11 protein-coding genes and 1 pseudogene are annotated in these 21644 nt (G+C 59.1%); 8 read left to right on the top strand and 4 right to left on the bottom strand.

All coding sequences use genetic code 11. From position 1 onward, the window contains the following. Positions 1 to 54: 54 nt before the first annotated feature. The 4 genes from FA740_RS13580 to FA740_RS13595 all read left to right on the top strand — a co-directional run bounded on the left by FA740_RS13580 (position 55) and on the right by FA740_RS13595 (position 16073). A complete protein-coding gene (locus FA740_RS13580) occupies positions 55 to 13233 on the top strand; it encodes an RHS repeat-associated core domain-containing protein (protein WP_136857309.1) in 13179 nt (4392 codons plus the stop codon). Positions 13234 to 13489: 256 nt separating this feature from the next. Beyond that, positions 13490 to 15256 (top strand): ABC transporter substrate-binding protein, encoded by a 1767-nt coding sequence (locus FA740_RS13585; protein ID WP_169306305.1) that lies wholly within the window; start codon positions 13490 to 13492, stop codon positions 15254 to 15256. Between the two features lie 190 nt (positions 15257 to 15446). After that, a complete protein-coding gene (locus tag FA740_RS13590; RefSeq protein ID WP_136857311.1) occupies positions 15447 to 15848 on the top strand; it encodes a DUF6538 domain-containing protein in 402 nt (133 codons plus the stop codon). A 42-nt stretch (positions 15849 to 15890) separates the two neighbouring features. Further along, positions 15891 to 16073, top strand: coding sequence for a hypothetical protein (locus FA740_RS13595; RefSeq protein WP_136857312.1), 183 nt, complete (start codon positions 15891 to 15893; stop codon positions 16071 to 16073). Here the strand turns inward: FA740_RS13595 and tnpC (FA740_RS13600) are convergent. The 3 genes from tnpC (FA740_RS13600) to FA740_RS13610 all read right to left on the bottom strand — a co-directional run bounded on the left by tnpC (FA740_RS13600) (position 16056) and on the right by FA740_RS13610 (position 18489). Next, entirely contained in the window at positions 16056 to 17624 is a 1569-nt protein-coding gene (tnpC, locus tag FA740_RS13600; protein WP_136857313.1) for an IS66 family transposase, read from the bottom strand. The genes FA740_RS13595 and tnpC (FA740_RS13600) overlap by 18 nt on opposite strands. 68 nt (positions 17625 to 17692) lie before the next feature. After that, positions 17693 to 18025 (bottom strand): IS66 family insertion sequence element accessory protein TnpB, encoded by a 333-nt coding sequence (tnpB, locus tag FA740_RS13605; RefSeq protein WP_211243711.1) that lies wholly within the window; start codon positions 18023 to 18025, stop codon positions 17693 to 17695. A 20-nt stretch (positions 18026 to 18045) separates the two neighbouring features. Next, positions 18046 to 18489: a transposase gene (locus FA740_RS13610; RefSeq protein ID WP_246053634.1), complete on the bottom strand. Its 444-nt coding sequence runs from the start codon at positions 18487 to 18489 to the stop codon at positions 18046 to 18048. 262 nt (positions 18490 to 18751) lie between these two features. Between FA740_RS13610 and FA740_RS13615 the strand changes: the two genes are divergently transcribed. The 4 genes from FA740_RS13615 (at position 18752) to FA740_RS13630 (ending at position 21412) form a co-directional block, all read left to right on the top strand. After that, complete coding sequence (locus FA740_RS13615) at positions 18752 to 19123, top strand: transposase (RefSeq protein ID WP_136857316.1); 372 nt, start codon at positions 18752 to 18754, stop codon at positions 19121 to 19123. Beyond that, a complete protein-coding gene (tnpB, locus tag FA740_RS13620; RefSeq protein WP_136857317.1) occupies positions 19120 to 19473 on the top strand; it encodes an IS66 family insertion sequence element accessory protein TnpB in 354 nt (117 codons plus the stop codon). Before FA740_RS13615 ends, tnpB (FA740_RS13620) begins: the two co-directional genes overlap by 4 nt. 67 nt (positions 19474 to 19540) lie before the next feature. Then, on the top strand, positions 19541 to 21088 hold the full coding sequence (tnpC, locus tag FA740_RS13625; protein ID WP_136857327.1) for an IS66 family transposase: 1548 nt from the start codon (positions 19541 to 19543) through the stop codon (positions 21086 to 21088). 54 nt (positions 21089 to 21142) lie between these two features. Further along, positions 21143 to 21412: a hypothetical protein gene (locus FA740_RS13630; protein ID WP_136857318.1), complete on the top strand. Its 270-nt coding sequence runs from the start codon at positions 21143 to 21145 to the stop codon at positions 21410 to 21412. A 109-nt stretch (positions 21413 to 21521) separates the two neighbouring features. Here the strand turns inward: FA740_RS13630 and FA740_RS13635 are convergent. Continuing rightward, positions 21522 to 21644, bottom strand: a pseudogene (locus tag FA740_RS13635) (IS5/IS1182 family transposase); the annotation flags it as partial.

Below are 21644 nucleotides of genomic sequence, written 5' to 3' on the forward strand. Positions count from 1 at the left end.
TGAGAGCGGGGGGGGGCAGTGAGATCGGTTTCTTCAGGAATCTACGCCGGATTCATGCTCTCTTTGCTGCTCTCTGCAACTGACGCGGCAGCAGAGCCCCGGACGCTGAGCTTTTCTCAAGATCATCGGCGAGACCGGGTTTTCGGTCTGGAACTTGAGTACCTAGGTGTCATCGAGACGTCAGAAAGCGTTGGTTTTTTGGTCTCATGTCTGGAGGAGAATGATACGCCAGCCTTGAAGCTGGACGCGGAAGCGGCTGCAAATCCTGCTCGACTCGTCAACACGACCGCCTCCGATGACGGCTGCTCCTCTTACCTGATTGAGGGGTTATCCGGCGGCGGCATATCGGTTGACACGCTAAGCGTTGGGATCGCCGTGGACGGTATCGCACGACGTGAGTTTGGGCGCGCCTCCATTTTTGTGTTCAACCCGGTTCATGGAACCTGGACGAAAGCCGAGGAGCATAGACCAAACCAGGCGGACCCCACCAAAGTCTACGCCACGCTCACGACAACTTCGGTGCAGGCCATCTCCGGCATTATCGTCAAGCCGGACCTGCCTACCCCAGGTCCTCTCAGCGAGAACCAATTGGGCGAGACCCTTGGAGACGTGAACCCCAACCAGGGGTTGCTGGGAATGCCGCGTGTCGAGCCGGACTCCCGTGGACAGGTCGCGGTGGACCTTCCGCTTCTCCTGCGGCCGAGTAGAGGGCCCGGACCAAGCTTCAAGATCACAAACTCTCCAGATATCGGGATTGGTGATCTGGGGCGCGGATGGGACTTGAAGATAAGCAAGATTCACGTCCGGGGTCCATCGCCCATCTATCATCCGAATTTTGAGACGGAGGACTATTTCTTAGACGGGCAGGAGCTTATTGCGCTCGACGCTGAAGGACGGGACATACCCCCGCTCTACAAGGGTGGACCAATTCTGCCCAGAGTTGAGGGCGTTCGCGTCTTTCGCCCGAGGAACTCCACGGATCCGCTCATTGTTCGTCGGTATGGAAACAGCCCGGCACGCTATTTTTGGGAGGTTTGGGACCCAAGAAGCCGGGTAACCCGTCTATACGGAGGCGTCCTGGATGGCGACAAGGTTGAGGAGGACCCGCAGTCAATATTGACGAGTGCCATGCCGATCGGCGGCGCGACGCGAACCGTGGCCGGGGTTTGGGGACTTAGTCAGGAGTTCGACAATCAACCTTCGCGCTCCGGAGCGCGATATCGCTACCACACGGATAACACGGACTGCGCGCGCGCCTCGCCAAGCTGCATTCAGGACCTGCGCATTGAGCGGATCACTTACAATGATGCGTTTGGCGCCGGGCTTGCCGGCGCGGCGACCGGCGGTGTCACACGGGTCGACTTCGTATGGCGAGAGCGGGTCGAAGAGCGCTATACGTCGGATGCGCGGCTCGGGTTTCTTCGTTTCCATCAATACTGGCTGGAAAGGGTCGACGTCCACTATCAGGCACCTCAAGACAACTTCTGGCTTACAGCGGAAGGAGCGAAGCTTGTCGGTTCAGACGGGCCAGAAGAATTTATTCTTACAGACGGGCGTGCTGAACAGGCTGGCTTAGACCCGCCTGGGCAGCCACATTCATCGCGACTCGAGCCGCGGCGCGACATTCTTTACAGCCGCCATGAGTTCGCGCTCACCAATGGCGATGACCCCTGCATGAATTTTGACCAGGTGCTGAAATCGGTCACGGTGTCCGCCAACAAGCTCTATGATGGACCACTCGCCGAAAGGGATCTTTCCGGCGACGGACAAGCGGATCAGTCCAAGCAGACGTTCGAATTCTCCTATGACGGCGAGCAATGTGACCGACAAACCGAAACGCTCGTGTGGAGTGAGCATAAGTTCGAAAACCCGCTGCAGCATCGGGATGCGGAAAGTGGCATCGGCTTTCCGAAGGAGCTTCTGTCAGGACTTGGCCTTGATGTTTTGACTGGCGCGAGTCTCCTTGGAGAAAGCAATACCGACGAGACAGGTGCCTCCGTCTACGTCGGTGTCGGCCCCGCAGGAGACACCAGCGACAAATCCATCGGTGGAGGCATAAAGGCCGGCCAGAGTTTTATCCAGAGTCGCTCAGGGTCGACCTTGATTGATGTGACCGGCGACGGAATTGAAGACATTCTGACAAGAACCAGCACGGGTCTGGAGTATTGCGCCGCCTCCCGCGCGCAGGATGGATCGGTCACCTATCCATCCGACCAGTGTGGTCGGCGTGTCACCGGACTGAATGACATCGCCATCTCAAGCTACTCGACACAAAGCTTCGGAGTTGAGGGATTCGTGCCAAACGGCTTTTTCGGCGTTGGTTATAACTCCGCAGCTAGCAGAACATATGTTTACTTCACCGACCGGGATGGGGACGGGCTGATCGACGCGGTAGTCTATGGGCGCGTGCTGTACGGCCAGGGAGAGACATGCCCGACACCGGCGACATGCTTTGTTCAGTTCAGCCCCGAAAGTGCGCTCGCGCCCCCTCTTCCAGGCCCTGCGGGAGAGGCCACGGCGCGCGAAATCCTGGAACAGGAGAATCGAAAGCCGCCAGGATTCCGCGAGTCGGTTGAGCAGATGAAACTGGCGCTCAATGTGCTGAGCGAGCGCCTTGAACAGCTTTCCTACAGTCAGACTGCGGTGGCGTGGGAGGCGCCGCTCACCGGTGGACTGTCAATCGGCGGTCAGTTCAGACTGGACGCGTCCGCGCCGACCCCCGAAGGCGACAGGCTCCTTTCAAACGGCCTTCGCCGCTTCCCCGAACTACGGGCGAAGGCGCACGCGTTTGATCAATACGTCAACGACTGCGAGGAGTTCCCCGACAGACCTCATTGCCCAAGCTCTGTACAGCCAGGCGACTCCTTCACCTTCCCCCGGGTGCCCGCCGCCGTCTTGCGTCTGGAAATATCCCGAAGCCGGCGTGCCAACGGCGCGCAGTACTCCGACGAAATCGAGTTTTGTGGCGAGGGGACCCTTCCGCGAGGCGGCGTGTTTGAAATCTCCCAACTGCTGAACGGGTCCCCCTGCGCCCACCGATCGGATGAGAACGGATGGCTCCTCGATGCCGAGGCCGGGGACGTCGTGTATCTCAGCTATTCGGTCCATCCCGACTTCACCGGGTCACTGCAACCCGATGCGCGTTACGAGTACAAGGAATTCGGGATCACACTTGAGCGTGCGGACGGGACGAAAGAGGTAAACCTTGATCCTGCCTTCAACGTCGGCTTGAGGTATGGGGACTACGCGGTCGACGAAGTGTATGACTGCACTTGGCGGGATCAGTTTTCAGGCCCGCCCGTCGAAACAGACTGTCTGCTGAACAGACAAAACCGGTATCGCTTCACCCTCGCAACCGGCCTCTTGACATCAAACGCCCGCGCGGCCGCGCATATACCGAGAGGCTCGCGTCGAGAGTTCTCGGGCGAGTTCGAGATCAGCACCGCACTCACTCAAGATTATCAGATTAGTCTGGACATCCATGGGGGCCGCGCAGCCGCAGGCAACCGGCGCGCGGCGGACTTGCCGCTCATGTTCCGTCACGACATTTCCGAATCATGCCTGGGTACGCAAAATGCTACTTGCACGGTCACGATCGAACCGATTTGCGTGACCGATGAAGCCGTTTGCGACGCATTCCTTCGCGACGATGCAGATCCGTGGAGGATCGCACTTCGGCTTCGGACCGAACACAAGGGGCACGCTACCGTTACGGCGACGAATCTCGACAGCCGTCTGACCTCTCTCAGGTGGATTGCCCCGCCTCGCCTCGTTTCAGAGATAACAGAGGTGCCACCGAACTCGGAGCTTCCGAGTGAGGAAGATCCATATAAACAACGACAGGGTACCGTGATCGAGGGCACAGCATCAAAGATCATCTCAATGTACTTGCCGATTGCACTCGGAGATCCCGACGTGGAGCACCGGCGCATCACACACGGCACTTTCGCGGCACCAAATCCGAGACTTAACGAGGGAAGCCCATCGCGCATTGACATCGCGTTTGAAAAGATTGTGGCAGACGAGTACTCAAACGTGGACATGGCGCGAGGGCGCCAAATAGCGCGTCTTTGCGGCTTCGCTGAAGAGATTTTTCAATATCTAGTCGAACGAGATAGTTCGATCGTTCAACCTTTCGCACCATCGAGAATTGAGTTTTGGAGGGCAATGCTCGAGCGGAGCAAAGCCGACTGCATCGCCGAGGAATTGCAACTTCAAGGGCTAAAGTTTAGTGATAACGACAGGCCTGAGGCAGACACCACCGCTGAAAGGTTGAAGCTTCGCGAGGTACTGAGGCACCTGTCTTTCGAAGAGCAGGTGTCCAGTGCGGAGACCCTTCTGACACGCGTCCTGCAAAATCTTGAACTTCCCCGCAATGCCCTAACGTCTCCTCCGCTGCTTGCTAGATCCGGCTACCGTTTACCGGTCAAGGCTAATCCTTTGAACTGTGGGACGATCACGAGGTCGGCCGCGCCGGTGGAGAGCCCAATCTATGGGCGCGAAGCATTGTGCAGTTACCGTTTCCTGATGAACTTCGCGATGGAGGATATTCTTCGTCTCTTCCCCAACCAGGCCAACGGCACACCACATCCCAATCGTGTTGCGTATGAGCGCATCCTGTCACAGTTCTTGAGGAGCGAAGAGCCAGCCTTCGACCTGGAGTTGTCTCTGACGGTGAACGGTGTACCGGCTCTGATCTCTGAACTGACCGGATCTGCGGCTTCGAATGTGGAGGGAAACATTTCTCCAACATCCCCGCTCAAGCAAACATGTATCGGAAGCTATGGCGCACACGGCCCGAAGTGGCCTCCGGTAACGCACTTCTATCCGGATCCGACGGGGCTGAACACCGGTGATGGAGGGGACATTCTCCAGCGGATCGTGACGAACCGCAGGCCCGGCAGGGTTGTAGCCTTCTCTGATGATCTGATGCATTCCAGAGTACCCGGCACCGGTTCCGGATCCCCCAACGGCAGAGGGTTGTACACGGACCTCCACCAGATGGAGGCGAAGCAGGACTGCGACGAGCTTGAGGGCTACAGCACCGCGACGGCGAAGTATGTCGGGCCGCCAGCGGATAGCGTCGCGATCCAGATTCTGGAGAACAATCGCATCGTTGGTCGAAACCGGATCTTCGAGTTTGAGGCGAGGCCGCTGGATATCGTTGAATTTCGCGTCAGGCTGCGGCCACGGGAAAGGGCTTTCGCAACAACTTCCCCTCTAAATGTCCCTTTTGAACTGAATGGAAAATTCTCCGTACTTCAGGTTCCCGCGGGCGCAACGGACCCTCTCCCTTCTGGCGACTACATCATACCGCGCAGCCCTTCGCAGATCGTCCCACCCAACCTTGATTCTGTTGATTGCGGAAGCGTGGTGCCGATCAACCGCCAAGAACTGCCGAGATCATGCAGGCCATGGACCAGGATCGCTTGGTCGGAGCTCTTGCTTGGGGCTGAATATCGAACTTACTCAGACGGCCACAAGACGATCGACGACAAGGAGTACTCGATCAAGCGCAGACGGGAGCTTTTCCGCCTCTTCCCCGAAATCGAGATAGCTGCCGACGAGTTTCGGCTAGAGTGGGACCAGGACAAGGTTCATGCACCTATTGCCAGCCGTCAATACATGGCTCCCGCGACCGCATACTCGTTGGGGACAGCGGAACGGGTGGCGACTCCCGGAGCGGAGATCATCGAGGACACCTCGACCATCGAAGGTGTGGCGGGGCTGAGCGATTTCGTTTCAGAGTTCGGATACCTTCAGAAGCACATGCTCTCTGACCCAGAACGCATATCGTTTGTCAAGATCCGGGAACCAAATCTTCCCAAGACAGGTGCGTCATGGCTCTTCTGGGCCCAAAAGAGTGGCGGCACCGGCGCGCTGTCTGTCTCACCGGCGTTCGCGGATCTGAGATACAGTCGAACCGAGTTTGCGCGACCTCCCGAGAATCCAAGAGGACGATATGATCGGGCGATCAGCGCCTGTATCAGCAGTGCGGGTTCGGAGAACGAGTCCGGAGATTTTGTGGGCTGCGAGAGCGACACCAAGAGTGAGGGCCGTGACACGCTTTCTTTCAAACTCTCGGCCATCTTTCCCTTGGAGCACAGATTTCTTGGTCCGGTGCACGAGACACAGCAGACAGTCAGCGTAAACCAGTTGATATCGGAAACCGATATCTGCGCCGTCCCAACGCCAAACACCTTCGCGAGTTGTTGGTCTGGCCAAGACGACACCGTCTTCATGCACCGCGCAATTGGAAATGCCGGCCTGCACGATGATTCCGATGGCGAGCATCAAACTAGACCGACTGTAAGATCAGTCTCCGCACTCATAGGCTTGGAACAGCCGCTCATCGAGCAGTTTATATTCGAGCTCGACGCAATGATGCGGGTGGCGTGCAACGACAATCGCGCGCCCGCGGAGTACTGTGCGGCGCTCAGTCCCTCCCCTGAACCCTCGGACGCGGAGAAGTTCGCCGCCATACATGGCTCAACCCAGGTCGTGACGCCGTTCACACCAGTTCCGCCGCCGCCGACCGGCACCACCGCAAGGGTAATCAACCCGACCGTGGAAAATCTTTTGGCCCGCGCACCTCCAGGCGTGCCGAACCGCCCAAACCCGCCAGACCCGATAACGGCGTTGCACGTCTTCGCTCCAATTCAAGGCAGTAGGAGCCAGTCGGTTTCCAGGAACGAAGGAGTGGGTGTCGGTGGCCTCTCGTTCAACACCAACACGGTCTTCAACAAAAGTGACACGACGTCGCTCTATGTCGACATAAACGGGGACGGCTATCCCGAGCTGTTGACAGGCAATGGCTCCCTGTCTGCCAAACTCACATCACCGGTCGGTCTCCTGCGCGAAGATTGGTGGCGATATTTCAGCTCCAGAACGTCATCAAATCCAGACCCAATGGGTCTCGGAACATCCAGCGCTGGCTACGGCCAGGCCAGTGAGAGCGTGAGCCGGGGTGCCGGATTTGGTCTTTCGCCACCGACATTTGCGCAGATCTACCAAAAATCCATGGACGCCGTTGTCTCTCCCTCCTTCGATCTGAGCTTTGAGAGCGGCAAGCAGACAAGATTCCGGGATCTCAAAGACTTCAACGGCGATGGGATATTGGACCTTCTAAGCGGAACGAACATCGGTGGTGGTGTGGGCGTACAGTTTAGTCTTGGTAACTCCCTTTCCGGCCGAACGGATCCGATCCAAGTGGGAGACGGAGATATCTCCATTGGCGGTCAACTCGTCGCCGATCGTCCGTTCAACACAACGTACTCTACCGGATTCGGTGTGCGCCTTGGATTCGACATCAATAGCGGTAGCATAAAGGGCGGCTTGGGACTTGGGACACGGGTCCAGGGATCTGAGGGTGTCATCATGGATTTCACCGGTGATGGTCGATCCGATATCGTGGTCCCGATTTCCGCCGGCGGAAAGAACTACCTTGGTGTTTTCCCCAATCTGGGCAACGGATTCCTGAAAGGCCGCCTTCACGAGATTGAGAATTGGGACGGTTCAGAAACAACCGCGGGAGAGACGACACTTGTTGATGCTGGCAGCGCATTCACGTTTGGCGCAAACATTCTATACGTCAAGATCGTCTTCAATCCGGCGCAAAAGAAGTCGAACAATCATACAAGTGAGATCCTCAACATAAGAGATGTCAACGGAGACGGTGTGCCTGACCTTGCGCGCGTCAGTGGAGTTTTTCGGAGCGCCAATGACGGTACAATCTCAGTCCCAGAGTTCTCTTTACCAAGCTCTATTTCGACATCTTTCAACTACAATCCCGACGCGACTTACCATTTGTTGACTGAAATCGTCAGCCCTACGGGCGTCGAACAAAAAATCTCTTATGCCCTGAATGGCAACACTGGTCCGGAGCTGGGCCGCTCGATCTGGGTTGCGGATAGAGTTAGCGAATTCGACGGCTTCGTCCCCGGGAAGGATCAGCATGGTCGGCCCATATACTCGGATGGGCAGGACGTGAGGATCGACGCGTATACCTACGAAGACGGCTATTTCAATCGGGCTGAAAGAACTTTCTATGGGTTTTCGGAAGTACATGTCTCAACGTTCGGCTGCGATCGCGACAACGCCGAGCCGTGCGAGAACGTCATCTCCTCTGGTGGAGAGCTTGCGAGGGAGAGTTTCCAAGAGCTTCGAAGGGTTTTAAGACAATATCAAAACAGAGACTTCCTGACGAGGGGATCGCTGACTGCAGAGGTCGTGCTCGGATCCAGCCATACCGAGGTTGCTGACGCGTCGACGGCCCGTGCGCAGCTACAAGCAACAGTCGACTTCGAAACCGCCAACGCAAGACGCGTGGGATATTCGATCGAGCACTTGGAAAGTCTTGGTGTCTTGGCAACCCCGGCATGCGAAGCGCCAGGTTTAGTCGCGCAAGCGCGTTGGTATCGGGGGCTGTTTATCAACGGCTCTGCCTTGCCCTCCAAGTGGGCGAGTGCGAGTTCCATGAATTCCACATTGGATGGCCCCGAGGTGTTGGGAGATGGGGCGCTGTGTGGCGAAGATCTCCGCTCCTGCCATGCGACCCTGACCAAACAGGCCTGTGAGTCCGGGTTTTGGTTGGAGCAGGCGCAGTTTTGGGCACAGCAGGGTGGATCTGTGCGACCGCGCTTTTCCGACTTGCACATTCCCAAGCCGGGACTGTCGGTCCCTAACGGAACGATGATCCCTGAAATATCCATCAGGCCCGCCGAAGCACTCTATTCGGCAGGCGGTGCGGATTTCGACCAGTGGGGACAAGCGGTCACATACTATTCGATCGGCGACGTGGACGGTAATGGCGTTCCGATCGACGGTTCATCCTTCTACGGAAGGACGATCTACACCGGACGGAATGGTCTAAGCGCCGAAGTTGAGAAACAATCCCTCGGCAATAGCCCTACTGAGTATCCGATACTGTCGTTGGCCGAGGCAGAGACAATCCTGCCGGGACCTTGGCCGCGAGGCTCTGACGCGGGGCCGATTCGAATGCGAGAGGCACTCTTCGAGGGCTCCTCCGATGAGGTCGGCACCCCGGCCAATGTGACCGACGTATGCCTCTATCCTGCACTGCGTAATGAGGATGGGTTCTCATTTCGCGTGGGCATTTGCGAGGGCTTCAAAAGATCGATGAGCGAGAGCCTTACCGACGGGCTAAGCAGCTTCGGTGACGCGCAAAGAAGCGCCTACACCACTGTACCGGGTCTGCCGGCTGGCACGAGGCATTTCTCAGCCATTCAACATTGGCAGATAAGCGGATACGATTCCTTTGGAAATATAACAGAAGTGGTCTCCCCGCTCACTGATAAGGGAGAGTGGCTGGAGCATCGATACGACTATCGGCACGATCCATTTTTGCTGACGCCGACATTTCTTGAATCGACACGCTGCGTTCAAGACATTGTCGGCGCTGGTGCGAGCAGCGCTGGAAAGCCACCGGAGGCGATCGGAACGTGCGGTTTCAATGTGGATTACAAGTCCGACACCGACCAAAGGATCGCGGTCACGCACTGGTCGCGACAAAGGATTGATCCCCACCATGGTCTCGTCAGCGGAACGCGGGACGTAAACGGAAATCATCTGCTGCTTGACTTCGATCGGTGGGGCAGGTTCCGGCTTCTCGCGAGGGACTGGGGGGCAGCGCCAAGGCAAAATAGAGCCTTCTCGAAGGACATTGAGCTCGCCGTTCGCAAATTCGAGTTCCTGGAGACGACCGGCCATTGGAACATTCTGGGTGCTGCGAACTATGGGTGGCCAAATGTCATCGACAACGCCTTTAGCAGCCACACTCAAATGTTCGCCAGTTCCAACGCCTACGAGGGTGCTTCGAGGAGCTTTGATACCATCAGAAACTCGGCAGCGTACACTGATGGGGCCGGTAAGCCAGTTCAGTCAATTATCGAGGCGGAGGTATGTAGCGGGGTCCGTCCGGACCTGCTGACCTCAATCAATTCAAGCCCCCGAGGAGGCATAAACGGACAGTGTGCCGAAACGAGGTCAAGCCGTGTCGCCACCGGAGGGTTCGTGGACGTACTTGGTCGCGAGTTTGCCGTGTTCGAGGGCTTCGCCGGGGATGGCGCGCAGGACATGCTGGGACCGATTTTCGATGGGCTGGCCGCACCCGGGCGGCAGGAGGCTCCCCTTGTTATTCGAGGTTTTGACAGTGGGGACCGACCGGTCAATGAGCAACACCGACTTGCGGTGGAAGGGCTCGCTGGCAATCAACCTGGTGTTCTTGCCACAAAGCAGTTTGCCTATGATATCGGAGAAGCCGATTACCTCGGTGAGTCTGCCAAAAGATTCCGCACTTTGGTCCTGTCGCCCCGGTGCGCGCTCACGGCCTCGTACACCGATCCCAGGGGACTGACCACGGCTGCGGTCGAGAGTCAGGAGCGGCTTTACAAGGCCACTGACTATTCCCTCTCTGTGGATTCAAACAACACTTATGACAGAGATTACTCCACCACCCTCGGTCACTGCCTGTCGATCGAAGAAGCCCTTCGCGCATGGGAAACAGAGGAAAGTCCTGCCGCGAACGCGACTGTGGAATACCATTTCGATCCCTTGCTTCAATTGACAAGCGTCGACTACCCCCTTTCGGGGGGAGACCGAGCCTCGCTTGCAGCAAAGTATGACCGGCTCGGGCGAATGATCGAGGTTCGGGATCCCGACTCGGGGTGCACGCGATATCAGTTCGACAACTTGAACAACCTGACGGAACGGAGCGGGTTCGCGTACGAAGTGGAGGCGGACATGCCGTGCGGAGTGGTGCATCAACCGTCCGAGATACGCCGTTTCGAATACGCCGCGGATCGCGTCGTTTCCATGACCTACCACTCGCTTGGGCAAAAGGGCGGCACTGAGGATCGGCAGGACTCGGTCTCTTTCTTCTATGATCGCTTCCCGCACACTACGGCGTTTGGGGAGCTTCTTGAGTCGCACCGTGTTGTTCCCAACGATCACGCAAACCAGCGTTTTTTCGACGTCACCGGAAGAATCTGCGAGAACTGCATTGGCCAGGTTACGCTGGTCGCCGACCGCACCGGGGCTCGAAGCTACAACTTCAACGAACTGGGGCAGGTCAAGAGAGAGACCCGCTCCATCGTCGCTCCGGTCTGGGACATGGTGCCAAGCGAAGGCAGCCCAGAGACTTTCCAGCCTGAGGTGGCCTTCTACGAGCTGGAAAACTCCTATTCCTCGTTCGGCGATCTCACGCTTCAGGAGTTTAACGAAAGCGTCCCGACCAACCCGTCGACCGCCTGCAACGCCGACGGGCCCGAAACCTGCGTTGCGCGCTTCTCGATCGGAACCCGCTTTGCACCGGACGGCTCGGTGGCCGCGCTCCTCTTCAATGGCCAGCCTCTCGTCCGGTCAGTGAGAGACGGGATCAACCGTCCCGCCGTCAGGTTGATGTCCGACGGAACGGTGACAGGCTTTTTCTACGATCCGCTCGACCTCCGCTTGAACCAGATGGCGACGATCACGGCCGCGCAGGCGGAAGGGGCCAATGTTCCCGTGCAGATCACCGGATACCAGTACGACGGCGGCGGCAACATCGCAGGTTACCAGAACGTCGCAGCGATCCGAGAGAACTACCGCAGCCATTTCAACTTCGCCTACGACGGGGCAAACCGGCTCACCGGTTTCGACGCTTTCGCCCGGAAGAACGCGGAGACGATGACAGCCGCCGGGACCTATGGGTTTGATTTGGGCCACCGGATCACGAACCTGGAGCTGAACATCGAAGGCGATCCCGGGTCGATGTTCATGCGCCGTTGGGAGTACGCGTATGACAATACGCCCGCACCGCGTCAGCCGGTGCACGCGCCGACGTCGATCGGCTTTGCCCTTCCTGATCTCGAGGCGACCCGTATCAGCGCTCTGGAATATGACGAGGTCGGTCGCCTCGCCAAGGTCAAGACGACCGAGAACGGCAGTGCGCCCGGGGTCATGTCGGATCGCCGGCTCGATTGGGACGGGGCCGGGCGGCTCAGGAAGGTTCTCGGTGGGCCGGACGGCTACTGGACGGACAACGCCGAGGTTCTGCGTGAGGAGTATGTCTACGATTACGCTGGCAACCGCGTTCTGAAGATCCATCGCCCAATCCTGGAAGAGGATGGAGAGAAGGCGGAGCGGGAGATCACGTCGATCTACATGACGCCGTTCTACTCCCGCACGGCGGACGGCCGAGGGACGGTGCAACTTGCGAGCGGCGATCTTCCCGTCGCCAGTCTGACGCCGCCGGTCAGCGAGACGGCGGAGCCGATGGTCACCTATCTCTATCCGGACATTGCTGTTGGCACGATCACCGCAAGCGTGCTGGCGGTGGGCGAGATCACGGATGCGGAAAGCACGCTGATCGCACGACGGGAGTTCAGCCCGTTCGGGCTGGAACTGACGGCAAACAAGCTTGCCGCTCCGGAGGAGCCACTGTCGTCCCTCCCGTCGGTGTTCCACGGTAAGGAACTGGACCCCGCCACTGGGTTCTCGTCTTTCGGGGCGCGGTACTATAGTCGTGACCTTGGCTTCTGGGTATCACCCGACCCAATGCAGATATCCTATCTATCTGCAACTCCGGCGGGTGGCGTCTACGCGCCCAGAAACTTCAGCGCTTACGCCTTTGCCGGGCAAAATCCAATACTCCTGACAGACTTGGACGGCAATGTTCCAGTGCTGGTGTACTGGGGAGCACTTGGCGCTTGGACGCTCGTTGAAGCGGGTTTAAGTGCGTACGATACTTACGATGTAGCGAGCACTCTCTCGGATCCAAATGCAAGCACATCTGACAAATTGATTTCAGCGGCTGGGTTTGGCGTTGGGATAGTTGCGCCGGGCGGTGGTTATGGCGTCGGCGGAAAGTCAATCTCTAAAGCGCTCTCCGTACTCCCAGAAGCAAAAGACTTTGCTTCTGCCGCCAAGTTGACGGAGCACTGGAAGAAACATGGTATAGCTGCGGAGTGGGGATACAATATCTCCAAAACCACCTACCTGGATCGCGCTAGAAGATTCCTCAGTGGTGCACCCGGAAGGGATGTACTGCAGCACACGCGGCTCAATGGGGAGCTAGTTAGGTTCAATAAGCGCACCGGTGAATTCGGGGTGGTCACGAACTCTGGTACGATTAAGACGCTGTTCCGTCCCGGAGAGTCTGAAATGGGAAGAAAGCTGGGACAAAGCGGTGTTGAATACTACCAGAGAGTGCGTAGGCTGGATCTAGGACCATGACGCAGTCAAGTTTCCAATGTCTCGTATGCGGATGGCAGGGCCTAGACGAAGATCCAAGCGGGATATTCACTTTCGAGATTTGCCCCTGCTGTGGGGTTCATTATGGGGATGATGTTCGGCAACTTGCAGATGTCCAGAAATATCGCCAGCACTGGCTCTCCAAAGGCGCACCGTGGTTCTCAGAAAGTAGCAAGCCACAGAAGTGGTCGGAGGAAATTGCTAAAAGGCAGGTTGATGTTTTTGAGGGATGTGGCGAATGATGCATTGGTTTGGATTTTCGTCGAACTTTAGTCTAATAATATCTCAAAGCATCGCATCTGCTTTGTTTTATTTCGGAGTTTTATTGCCTAACGCTTCTTTAGCGCAGGATATTAGGATTTGGAATCTTTCAACTCCCGACTGGAACAGAATAAGTCCGCTAGACCTCACGAGCGGAGCGTTCACGGCATATGCGATTGTTGGCGAGCCATTATTCCACTTGACCAATTCGAATGGCCGTCTGGCACCATGGCTCGTCGAGGCCTTCGAGCCGAATGCCGACGGAAGAATTTGGCGACTTACATTGCGCGACGGTGTCGAATGGTCTGATGGCGAGGAGCTCAACACAGACGATGTAGATTTCACTTTTGGTCTCCTATTGAACAGCGACACGTATCGCTCCCCGAACGCGGTCAACCTGCGCTCTCAAGTGGCAAGCGTGTCTGTTCAGGACGAGCGGACCTTCACCGTAACATTGCGAAAGCCCAACATGCGGTTTCCGCATGATCTGTTGGCCGCACGTCGCGAAGGGACATTCCTCATCCTTCCGCGGCACGTATGGGAAGGCAACATCAGCACATTTGCCGCTACACCGCTGGGGTCTGGCTTCCTGAAGCCGTTGCTCGGCTCCGGCCCATACGTCGCCGACAGCATAACAGCCACGGAAGTTGTCCTGGTCCGCAACCAAGATTGGTGGGGCGCCAAGACGGGCTTTCGGGACGTGCCGGAGCCTGAACGCGTCGTGATCCGCTATATTGAAACGGACCAGGAAGCGATCGACGCCCTGAAGGCTGACGAACTGGACTTCGGACCAGAGGTCGATTTCGAGACTTTTACGGGCATCCGGGAAGCAAACCCGAATGTCATCGCCTGGAGCGCGACCGATCCCGTTCCCTGGCTCGGCCAATGCCCGCGCCAGCTCGACTTCAACACGATCAGTCCGCCTTGGGATGACGCGGCCCTGCGCCGTGCAGTCGCCCATTTCGTCGATCAGACCCGGATCGTCGATGACGCGTTCGGGGGTCAGAACCAGCCTTCGCAGACCTTGTTTCCCGCGCTCCCCGGGCTTCAACCCTATGTGGATGTGATTGTAGCCTCGGGCTTCGCCATGCCAGAAACGGCTAATCCAGCCCAAGGGGACGCGGAAATGGTCGCGGCCGGCTATGCGAAGGGCGTCGACGGCATCTACGAGAAGGCGGGAGAAGACCTGAGCCTGACCATTCACGTGGCCGACACTCCGGCAGTAGACGCTTCGGCGGCGGGCGTCGTAGCACAAAGCCTAACCGAGGCCGGCATTGCAACAGAGGTCGAAGTCGTTCCTGCCGATGAACTCTGGGCCTGGATATTGCCTCCGGGCAAGTTCGAGGCGGCCTACTCGTGGCTGGGTTGCGGCTCCGTGGTTGACCCTTACGCGTCCCTGCGCCGATACCACCCGAATGCCGCTGTGGACATTGGTGTAAGAAGCCCCGGTTACAACAACATGGCTCGCTGGAACACGCCGGCGGCGCAGCGGTTCGGGCAGATTGTCGATGAGATGTCGAAGACGGCGCCGGGTGAGCCTGAGGTCATCGACTTGACGCGCGAAGCCTACGAGTTGTTGGCGCAAGAAGCTCCGTTGGTGCCGCTGGTCCAAGAGCCAATTATCGTTCCGTTTAATACAAGTCGCTGGAAAGGTTGGCCGACTGCAGATAACCCCTATGCGATGCCGCCGTTGTCATGGGGGCAGTTCCAGTCGATCGTTCACAATCTCACGGCTTCTAACTAGGGGAAGTAGAGACACGCGAACCATCTCCATGACGAGAAGTTTTTTCTCTCTTTAAATCAATGCTTTAAATTGTGGAGAAGGTTGGATGTCAGGCCCATCCCCTCCGCCAAAATTATTGCACTTCCCTTTTGTAAACATGTATTTAGAAGATTGTTGAGCTAGCTACAGGTCACACATAAGGTGACACACTGTGGTTCTACTGTTCGACTCAGGGGCTTTCCGTTTGTCTGCGAAGTATATCCAGAAGAAGGGCAACGTCTGGTACTTCAGGCGTCGCGTTAGCGTCGGCTGCGAGGGTTTGCACCTGGATGCTAAGGGCAGGCCTCAGTCCGTATTGTATTTCTCCCTAAAGACCGGCGACCAGATAGAGGCGGCGAAGCGGGCTAACGATCATGCCAAACGGCAGGATGCGCTATGGGACAATCACCTCAGCAGCGGCACCGTCGAAGGCGTCGATCCAAAGGCAGCGCTGGGACGTCTGGAGGCAGCTGGGCTAAAGCCCGGTGATGGGCTTCGCTATCCAGACAATCCACTAATCGACCGCTTCATTGAAGCGCTGACAGGAGGGCCTTTTGAGCCCTATGAAGAGTAACCAACACCGAACCCCCAAAATAGCCTGACGCTTGATCTGCTGATGGGGAAAGCCATCCCTCGAACTTTGAGTGATGCCAAGGACAAGCACATCGCGCTGGGCAAAGGTCCAAGGAACAAGACGGCACAACAGCAATTCGACCGGGCTTGGTCAGTGCTGATGGGCATCACCGGGGATGCGATTATTGGTAAGCGCGATGTTGAGGCCCTATGCGGCGAGGCTTGACGGCTGCTGTGCGTAGCGCCACGGCATGAGGTCTTCGATGCTGGATCTGGGGTGCCCGTCGAGGATGGCCCGGAGGGTGTCGGCAAGGTAGTCGACGGGGTTCACGCCTGACAGCTTGCAGGTTGCGACGAGCGACGCGAGCATGGCCCAGTTTTCGGCGCCGATCTCGTTTCCGGCGAAGAGGGCGTTCTTCCGGGTCAGCGCGATCGGACGGATCTGGTTCTCGACCGGGTTGGTGTCGAGCTCGAGGGCGCCATCGTCGAGGAAGCGGATCAGGCCGGACCAGTGCCCGAGGGTGTAGCGGATATCCTCGGCCAGCAGGGACTTCTGCGGGATGCGCGACAGCTGGGTCTCCAGCCAGGGCTTGAGCGCGGCGATGATCGGGGCGGCATGCTCACGTCGGGCGGCGAGGCGTTCGGCAGGGGCGTGGCCGCGCACGGTCGTCTCGATCCGATACAGCAACGCGATCTGGCGCAGCATCTCCTCGGCGATGGGCGAGCCGTCGCTCTCGACGCGTTTGACGAAGCGGCGGCGGACATGGGTCCAGCAATAGACCAGCTGCCACGGCCCTTCATCCCGCGTGATCTCGGTCAGCGCGTTGTAGGACTGGTAGGCGTCGCATTGCAGGAACCGGCCACGGTATCCTGCGAGGAACTTCAGTGGATGCTCCCGGCCCCGACCGGGGGCGTAATGGAACAGCACGATCGGCGGTCCGGCACCGCCATGGCCGCGGTCGTCGGAGACGACGGCCCAGAAGTAGCCGCTCTTGGTGGCCTTCCGGCCTGGGTCCAGAACCGGGGCGCGGGTCTCGTCGACGAAGATGCGGTCGGCGGCGCGCAGATGGGCCTTCATGTGGTCGATCACGGGCATCAGGTGGAAGCAGGCACGGCCTACCCAGTTGCCGAGAGTGCCGCGGTCGAGATGCAGTCCCTGCCGCTCGAAGATCCCCGCCTGGCGGTAGAACGGAAGGTGGTCACCGAACTTGGACACGATGATCCATGCGATCAGCCGTTCGGTCGGCAGCCCGCCAGGGACGACATGCTCAGGGGCATGGGCCTGCACCACGGCCTGCGAGCAGCGGCGACAGGCATATCTGGGGCGCCGCGTCACCAGCACCTGGAACTGCGCCGGGATCACGTCGAGCCGCTCAGATGTATCTTCCCCGATCCGGGCCATCTCACCACAGCCGCAAGGGCACAGGATGCTGGCGGGCTCAATCACCCGTTCGACCCGGGGCAGGTGCGACGGCAGATGCCCGCGGTTGCGCGCGGGCTTCCGCGGCGTTTCCCCGCGCGCCCGTTGCAGCGCGGCCTCTGCCTTTTCCTGCGCGGCCGCGAGCACACCCTGGGCCAGTTCGGCATCCTCGAGCGGCAGATTGAACTGGTCGGGCGACAGCTTCTCGGAGCTCTTGCCGAACATCTCGCGCTGCGCGGCGCGCAGGATACCCTCCAGCCGGCGGTTCGCCTCCTGCACCTCGGCCAGCGCCGCCTCGACCTCGGCCAGGCGGGCCTTCAGAAGGGTGTTCTCGCGGCTGAGGGCGTCGGCATCCATGCGGGGAAGTGAATCACGAAGCCCTCCTCAGGGCCAGTAAAAACAGGAGTTCTCGCGCATCGGGACGCTCACCCCGCCGCCAGCGGGCGACGCGCCCGCTCCGGTCTTACCAGCCGCCAGTCCAGCCCCTCGAACAGCGCCGCCAGCTGCGCCGACGACATCCGCATCACCCCGTCCCGCACCTGCGGCCAGACGAATTTGCCTCCTTCCAGCCGCTTGTGAACCAGCACCATCCCGGTCTGATCCCAGACCAGAAGCTTGATCCTGTCCGCCCGTTTCGAACGGAACACGAAGACGGCGCCGCAGAACGGGTCGAGACCGAACATCTCCTGCACCGCCAGGGCCAGCCCGTCGATGCCCTTGCGGAAGTCCATCGGGCGCGTCGCCACATAGACCTTCACCGGCCCTCCCTGACCGAACATCACGACGCCGCCGCCCGCGCGGCGCGGATCGCCCGTGTCAGCAGGACCTCATCGGCATCGGCGCCGACGCGGATCACGACATCGCCGACAACGATCTCCACGCCGGTCGCAACCACCACCTCCGCGGGCATCTCTGCCCCAGCAGCCGCGCCCTCCATGACAAGCTCGGCAAACATCGGCAGGGCCGCTACGCTCTCAGGCACGACAAGCTGCCCCGTCCGCAGCTTCCTCCGCCAGTCATAGATCTGCCAGCGCGTCGTCCCGTGCCGTTGCGCAACATCCGTCACCGAAGCCCCCGGCACCAGGCTCTCCGCCGCGATCCGCGCCTGCTCTGCCTTCGTGCGAAGCCGGCGCCCGGACGGGCCCTCGATCACCTCAAGCCGAGAAACCCCGCCGTCCCTCGAGCCGTCCAAATGGACGCCCACTTTGCCGTCTCGTTCCAAGCCCCAACCTCCAACGCTCATCCGCGTGGAGAATGACCCGTTCAGATCACAAGCGGCAGGAGGGTATCGGCGTCGCGCTTACGATTATTGGGGATGTGCGCAGGGAGCAGGCCAACGCCTATGTCGGAAAACTAAGGGACAGGGGCATCACTGCGTAAGCGCTGTCCCCACCCCACCTTCCTACTGTATCCGTAAGCTGCGATTTGGCCTCGTGTTGAGATTTGCACGGGAGGTGTCATTGGGAGTCCATCGTGAGCGCCATATGGAGGCCATTGGGTTTGTGGAGCTCTTGGCGGCTCCGGCAGCCAAGCGGCGGTGGTCTGACGAGGCAAAGGGCCGGATCGTGGCCGAGACGCTGGTGGCGGGAGTTTCGGTGAACGAGGTGGCGCGACGCCATTCGTTGAAGGCGAACCACTTGTCCGCGTGGCGCACGCTGGCCCGGAAGGGCAAGCTGGTCGTGCCTGAGATTGCGGGTGCGGAGTTTGGCTCGCCCGTGGCTTGGCCGGAGCAGACCAAGACGCCGGTCACGAGGCCGATTGACCTGATCATTGGCTCTGTGATGCTGCGTCTGGATGCGACAACGCCCGCAGATCGTGTTGCTGAGCTGGTCTTGGCGCTGCAGGCCCGCACGTGATCTTCTCATCGAACCGGGTGCGGGTCATGGTGGCGACAAAACCCATCGACTTCCGCAAGGGCCATGACAGCTTGGCTGCGATGGTGAAAAACGAGCTGCATAAGGACCCGTTTACAGGGACTGTCTTCGTGTTCCGGGCCAAGAAAGCGGACCGGCTGAAGCTGCTCTACTGGGACGGCACCGGACTGGTGATGGCCTACAAGCGGCTGGAAGAGCACAGCTTCACCTGGCCCGCGGTGAAGGACGGGCTGCTCACGATGAACCACGCCCTGTTTGAAGCCCTGTTTGCTGGGCTGGATTGGCGACGGGTTCGTGCCATCGCAGCAAGGGCGCCAGAAGCGGTGGAATAGTCCTTTTTTGTTGAGTTTTGGAGCAACTTTTGCGGGTATTGTCCGCGGCAGGTGATAAACTATGGCCATGCCAAAGACCGCTGATCTGCTTGAGGAAATTGCCACACTGAAGGCGATGCTGATCGCCTCGGAAGCGCAGGGTCGACGCAAGGACGAGCGCATCGAACGGCTGGAGAAGCTGGTCGCGGCCTTCAGACACGTAGCCTTCGGACGGCGATCCGAGAAGAGCGATCCGGACCAATTCGAACTGGCGCTCGAGGATCTGGAGACGGCCATCGCCGCAATCCATGCCGAAGAGGATGCCGAGGATCGCGCCGCTAGGCGCCCGGCCAGGCCGCGTGCCCCCAATCGCGGATCGCTGCCCAAACACCTGCCGCGCATCGAGGAGGTGATCGAGCCCGCCAGTCTGACCTGTGCCTGCGGTGGCTGCCTGCATTGCATCGGCGAAGATGTGTCAGAGCGGCTCGACATCGTGCCCGCCCAGTTCCACGTCATCGTCACCCGCCGCCCCAAATATGCGTGCCGGTCCTGCACCGACGGCGTGACGCAGGCACTGGCCCCTGCGAGGTTGATCCCGAGCGGCATGCCGACCGAAGCGATGGTCGCGCATGTGCTGGTCAGCAAATATGCCGATCATCTGCCACTTTACCGTCAGGCTCAGATTTACAGCCGCCAGGGCGTCGACCTCGACCGTTCCACCCTTGCCGATTGGGTCGGGCGTGCCGCCTTCGAGCTGCGCCCTGTGCATGACGCGCTGCTCGCCGATCTGAAACGGTCCACCAAGCTGTTCATGGACGAAACGCGCGCCCCGGTTCTCGATCCCGGGGCTAGAAAGACCAAGACCGGATACTTCTGGGCGCTGGCCCGCGATGACCGTCCTTGGAGCGGCACCTCACCTCCAGGCGTGGTCTTCACCTATGCCCCCGGTCGGGGAGGGCAGCATGCCGAGCGGATATTGCAGGGCTTCGGTGGCATCCTACAGGTCGACGGCTTTGCCGGATACAATCGGCTGATCGCGCCAGACCGGATCGGTCTGGGCATCCAGTTGGCCTATTGCTGGGCCCATGCGCGCCGAAAACTGATCGAGATCACCCGCACCGGAACCGCGCCGATTGCCGAAGAAGGCGTGGCCCTCATCCGCGACCTCTACGCCATTGAGGCCGAGATCCGTGGCAGCGACCCCGCCACCCGACTGTCCATCCGGCTGGAACGCTCCGCCTCGATCCTCGCCCGTATCGACGATTGGCTGGTCCGTCATCGCGCCCGCGCTTCCGCCAAGTCACCCTTGGGCGAGGCGCTCGCCTATATCGCCAAATACCGTAACGGCCTCGGCCGCTTCCTCACCGATGGCCGCGTGGAGATCGACAACAACACCGTCGAACGAACCATCCGCCCCATCGCCTTGAATAGAAAGAACGCCCTCTTCGCCGGCCATGATGCCGGAGCCGAAAACTGGGCCGTCATCGCCTCGCTCATCGAGACCTGCAAGATAAACCGCGTCAATCCCCACGCATGGCTCTCAGCCACCCTTACCGCAATCGTCCAAGGCCATAGGCAAAGCCAGATCGACGACCTTCTTCCATGGAACTGGGCGCATCAGTCCTCGACTGATTGACCTGACCAAAGCAGGCGGCATAGTCGAAAGATCAATAACCGCGGAGCGCCGCCGATGATCGAAGACGAACCAAATCTGGTCACCTCCGGAAAGAGCCAGCACGTCATCATCGACGGCTTCCCCTTCTCCATCGAAATCTACCGCCTTGAACACGGCAAAACCTGGTCCCTCGAAGTGGTCGATCATGAAGGAACCAGTCACGTTTGGGACGATCAGTTCGCCTCGGACAAAGACGCTCGGAATACCGCAATCCAGGCCATCGAGGCCGAAGGTGCAATCGCATTCATGCGAGGCGACAACGTCATCCCATTCCGCAAAAGCTAACAATATGTGGGATCAGAACAGCGCTTACATCACTGCAGACACGATTTCAAAGTACGTCTACCAGATCAAGCCTGTCTTCGACACGGCCATAAGAGAGTTCGAACTTAGGTCATGTTGACAAAAGGCGAACCCAGAGGCGGATAGACGTGATGTCGATGAAGCCCAGGAAGCTTTCAGCGGTTTTGTCGTAGCGTGTGGCGGCCCGGCGTGCGTTTTTCAGCTTGTTGAAGCA

It is taken from the genome of Paracoccus hibiscisoli, from assembly GCF_005048265.1.
In the GTDB taxonomy this organism is placed as follows: domain Bacteria; phylum Pseudomonadota; class Alphaproteobacteria; order Rhodobacterales; family Rhodobacteraceae; genus Paracoccus; species Paracoccus hibiscisoli.

Excerpts from the sequence above, each read along its gene's own strand:
- FA740_RS13615 (WP_136857316.1), top strand. The coding sequence starts at position 18,752 with ATGGAGGCCATTGGGTTTGTGGAGCTCTTGGCGGCTCCGGCAGCCAAG.
- FA740_RS13595 (WP_136857312.1), top strand. The coding sequence starts at position 15,891 with ATGGGGAAAGCCATCCCTCGAACTTTGAGTGATGCCAAGGACAAGCAC.
- FA740_RS13580 (WP_136857309.1), top strand. The coding sequence starts at position 55 with ATGCTCTCTTTGCTGCTCTCTGCAACTGACGCGGCAGCAGAGCCCCGG.
- FA740_RS13585 (WP_169306305.1), top strand. The coding sequence starts at position 13,490 with ATGATGCATTGGTTTGGATTTTCGTCGAACTTTAGTCTAATAATATCT.
- FA740_RS13630 (WP_136857318.1), top strand. The coding sequence starts at position 21,143 with ATGATCGAAGACGAACCAAATCTGGTCACCTCCGGAAAGAGCCAGCAC.
- tnpC (WP_136857327.1), top strand. The coding sequence starts at position 19,541 with ATGCCAAAGACCGCTGATCTGCTTGAGGAAATTGCCACACTGAAGGCG.
- tnpC (WP_136857313.1), bottom strand. The coding sequence starts at position 17,624 with ATGGATGCCGACGCCCTCAGCCGCGAGAACACCCTTCTGAAGGCCCGC.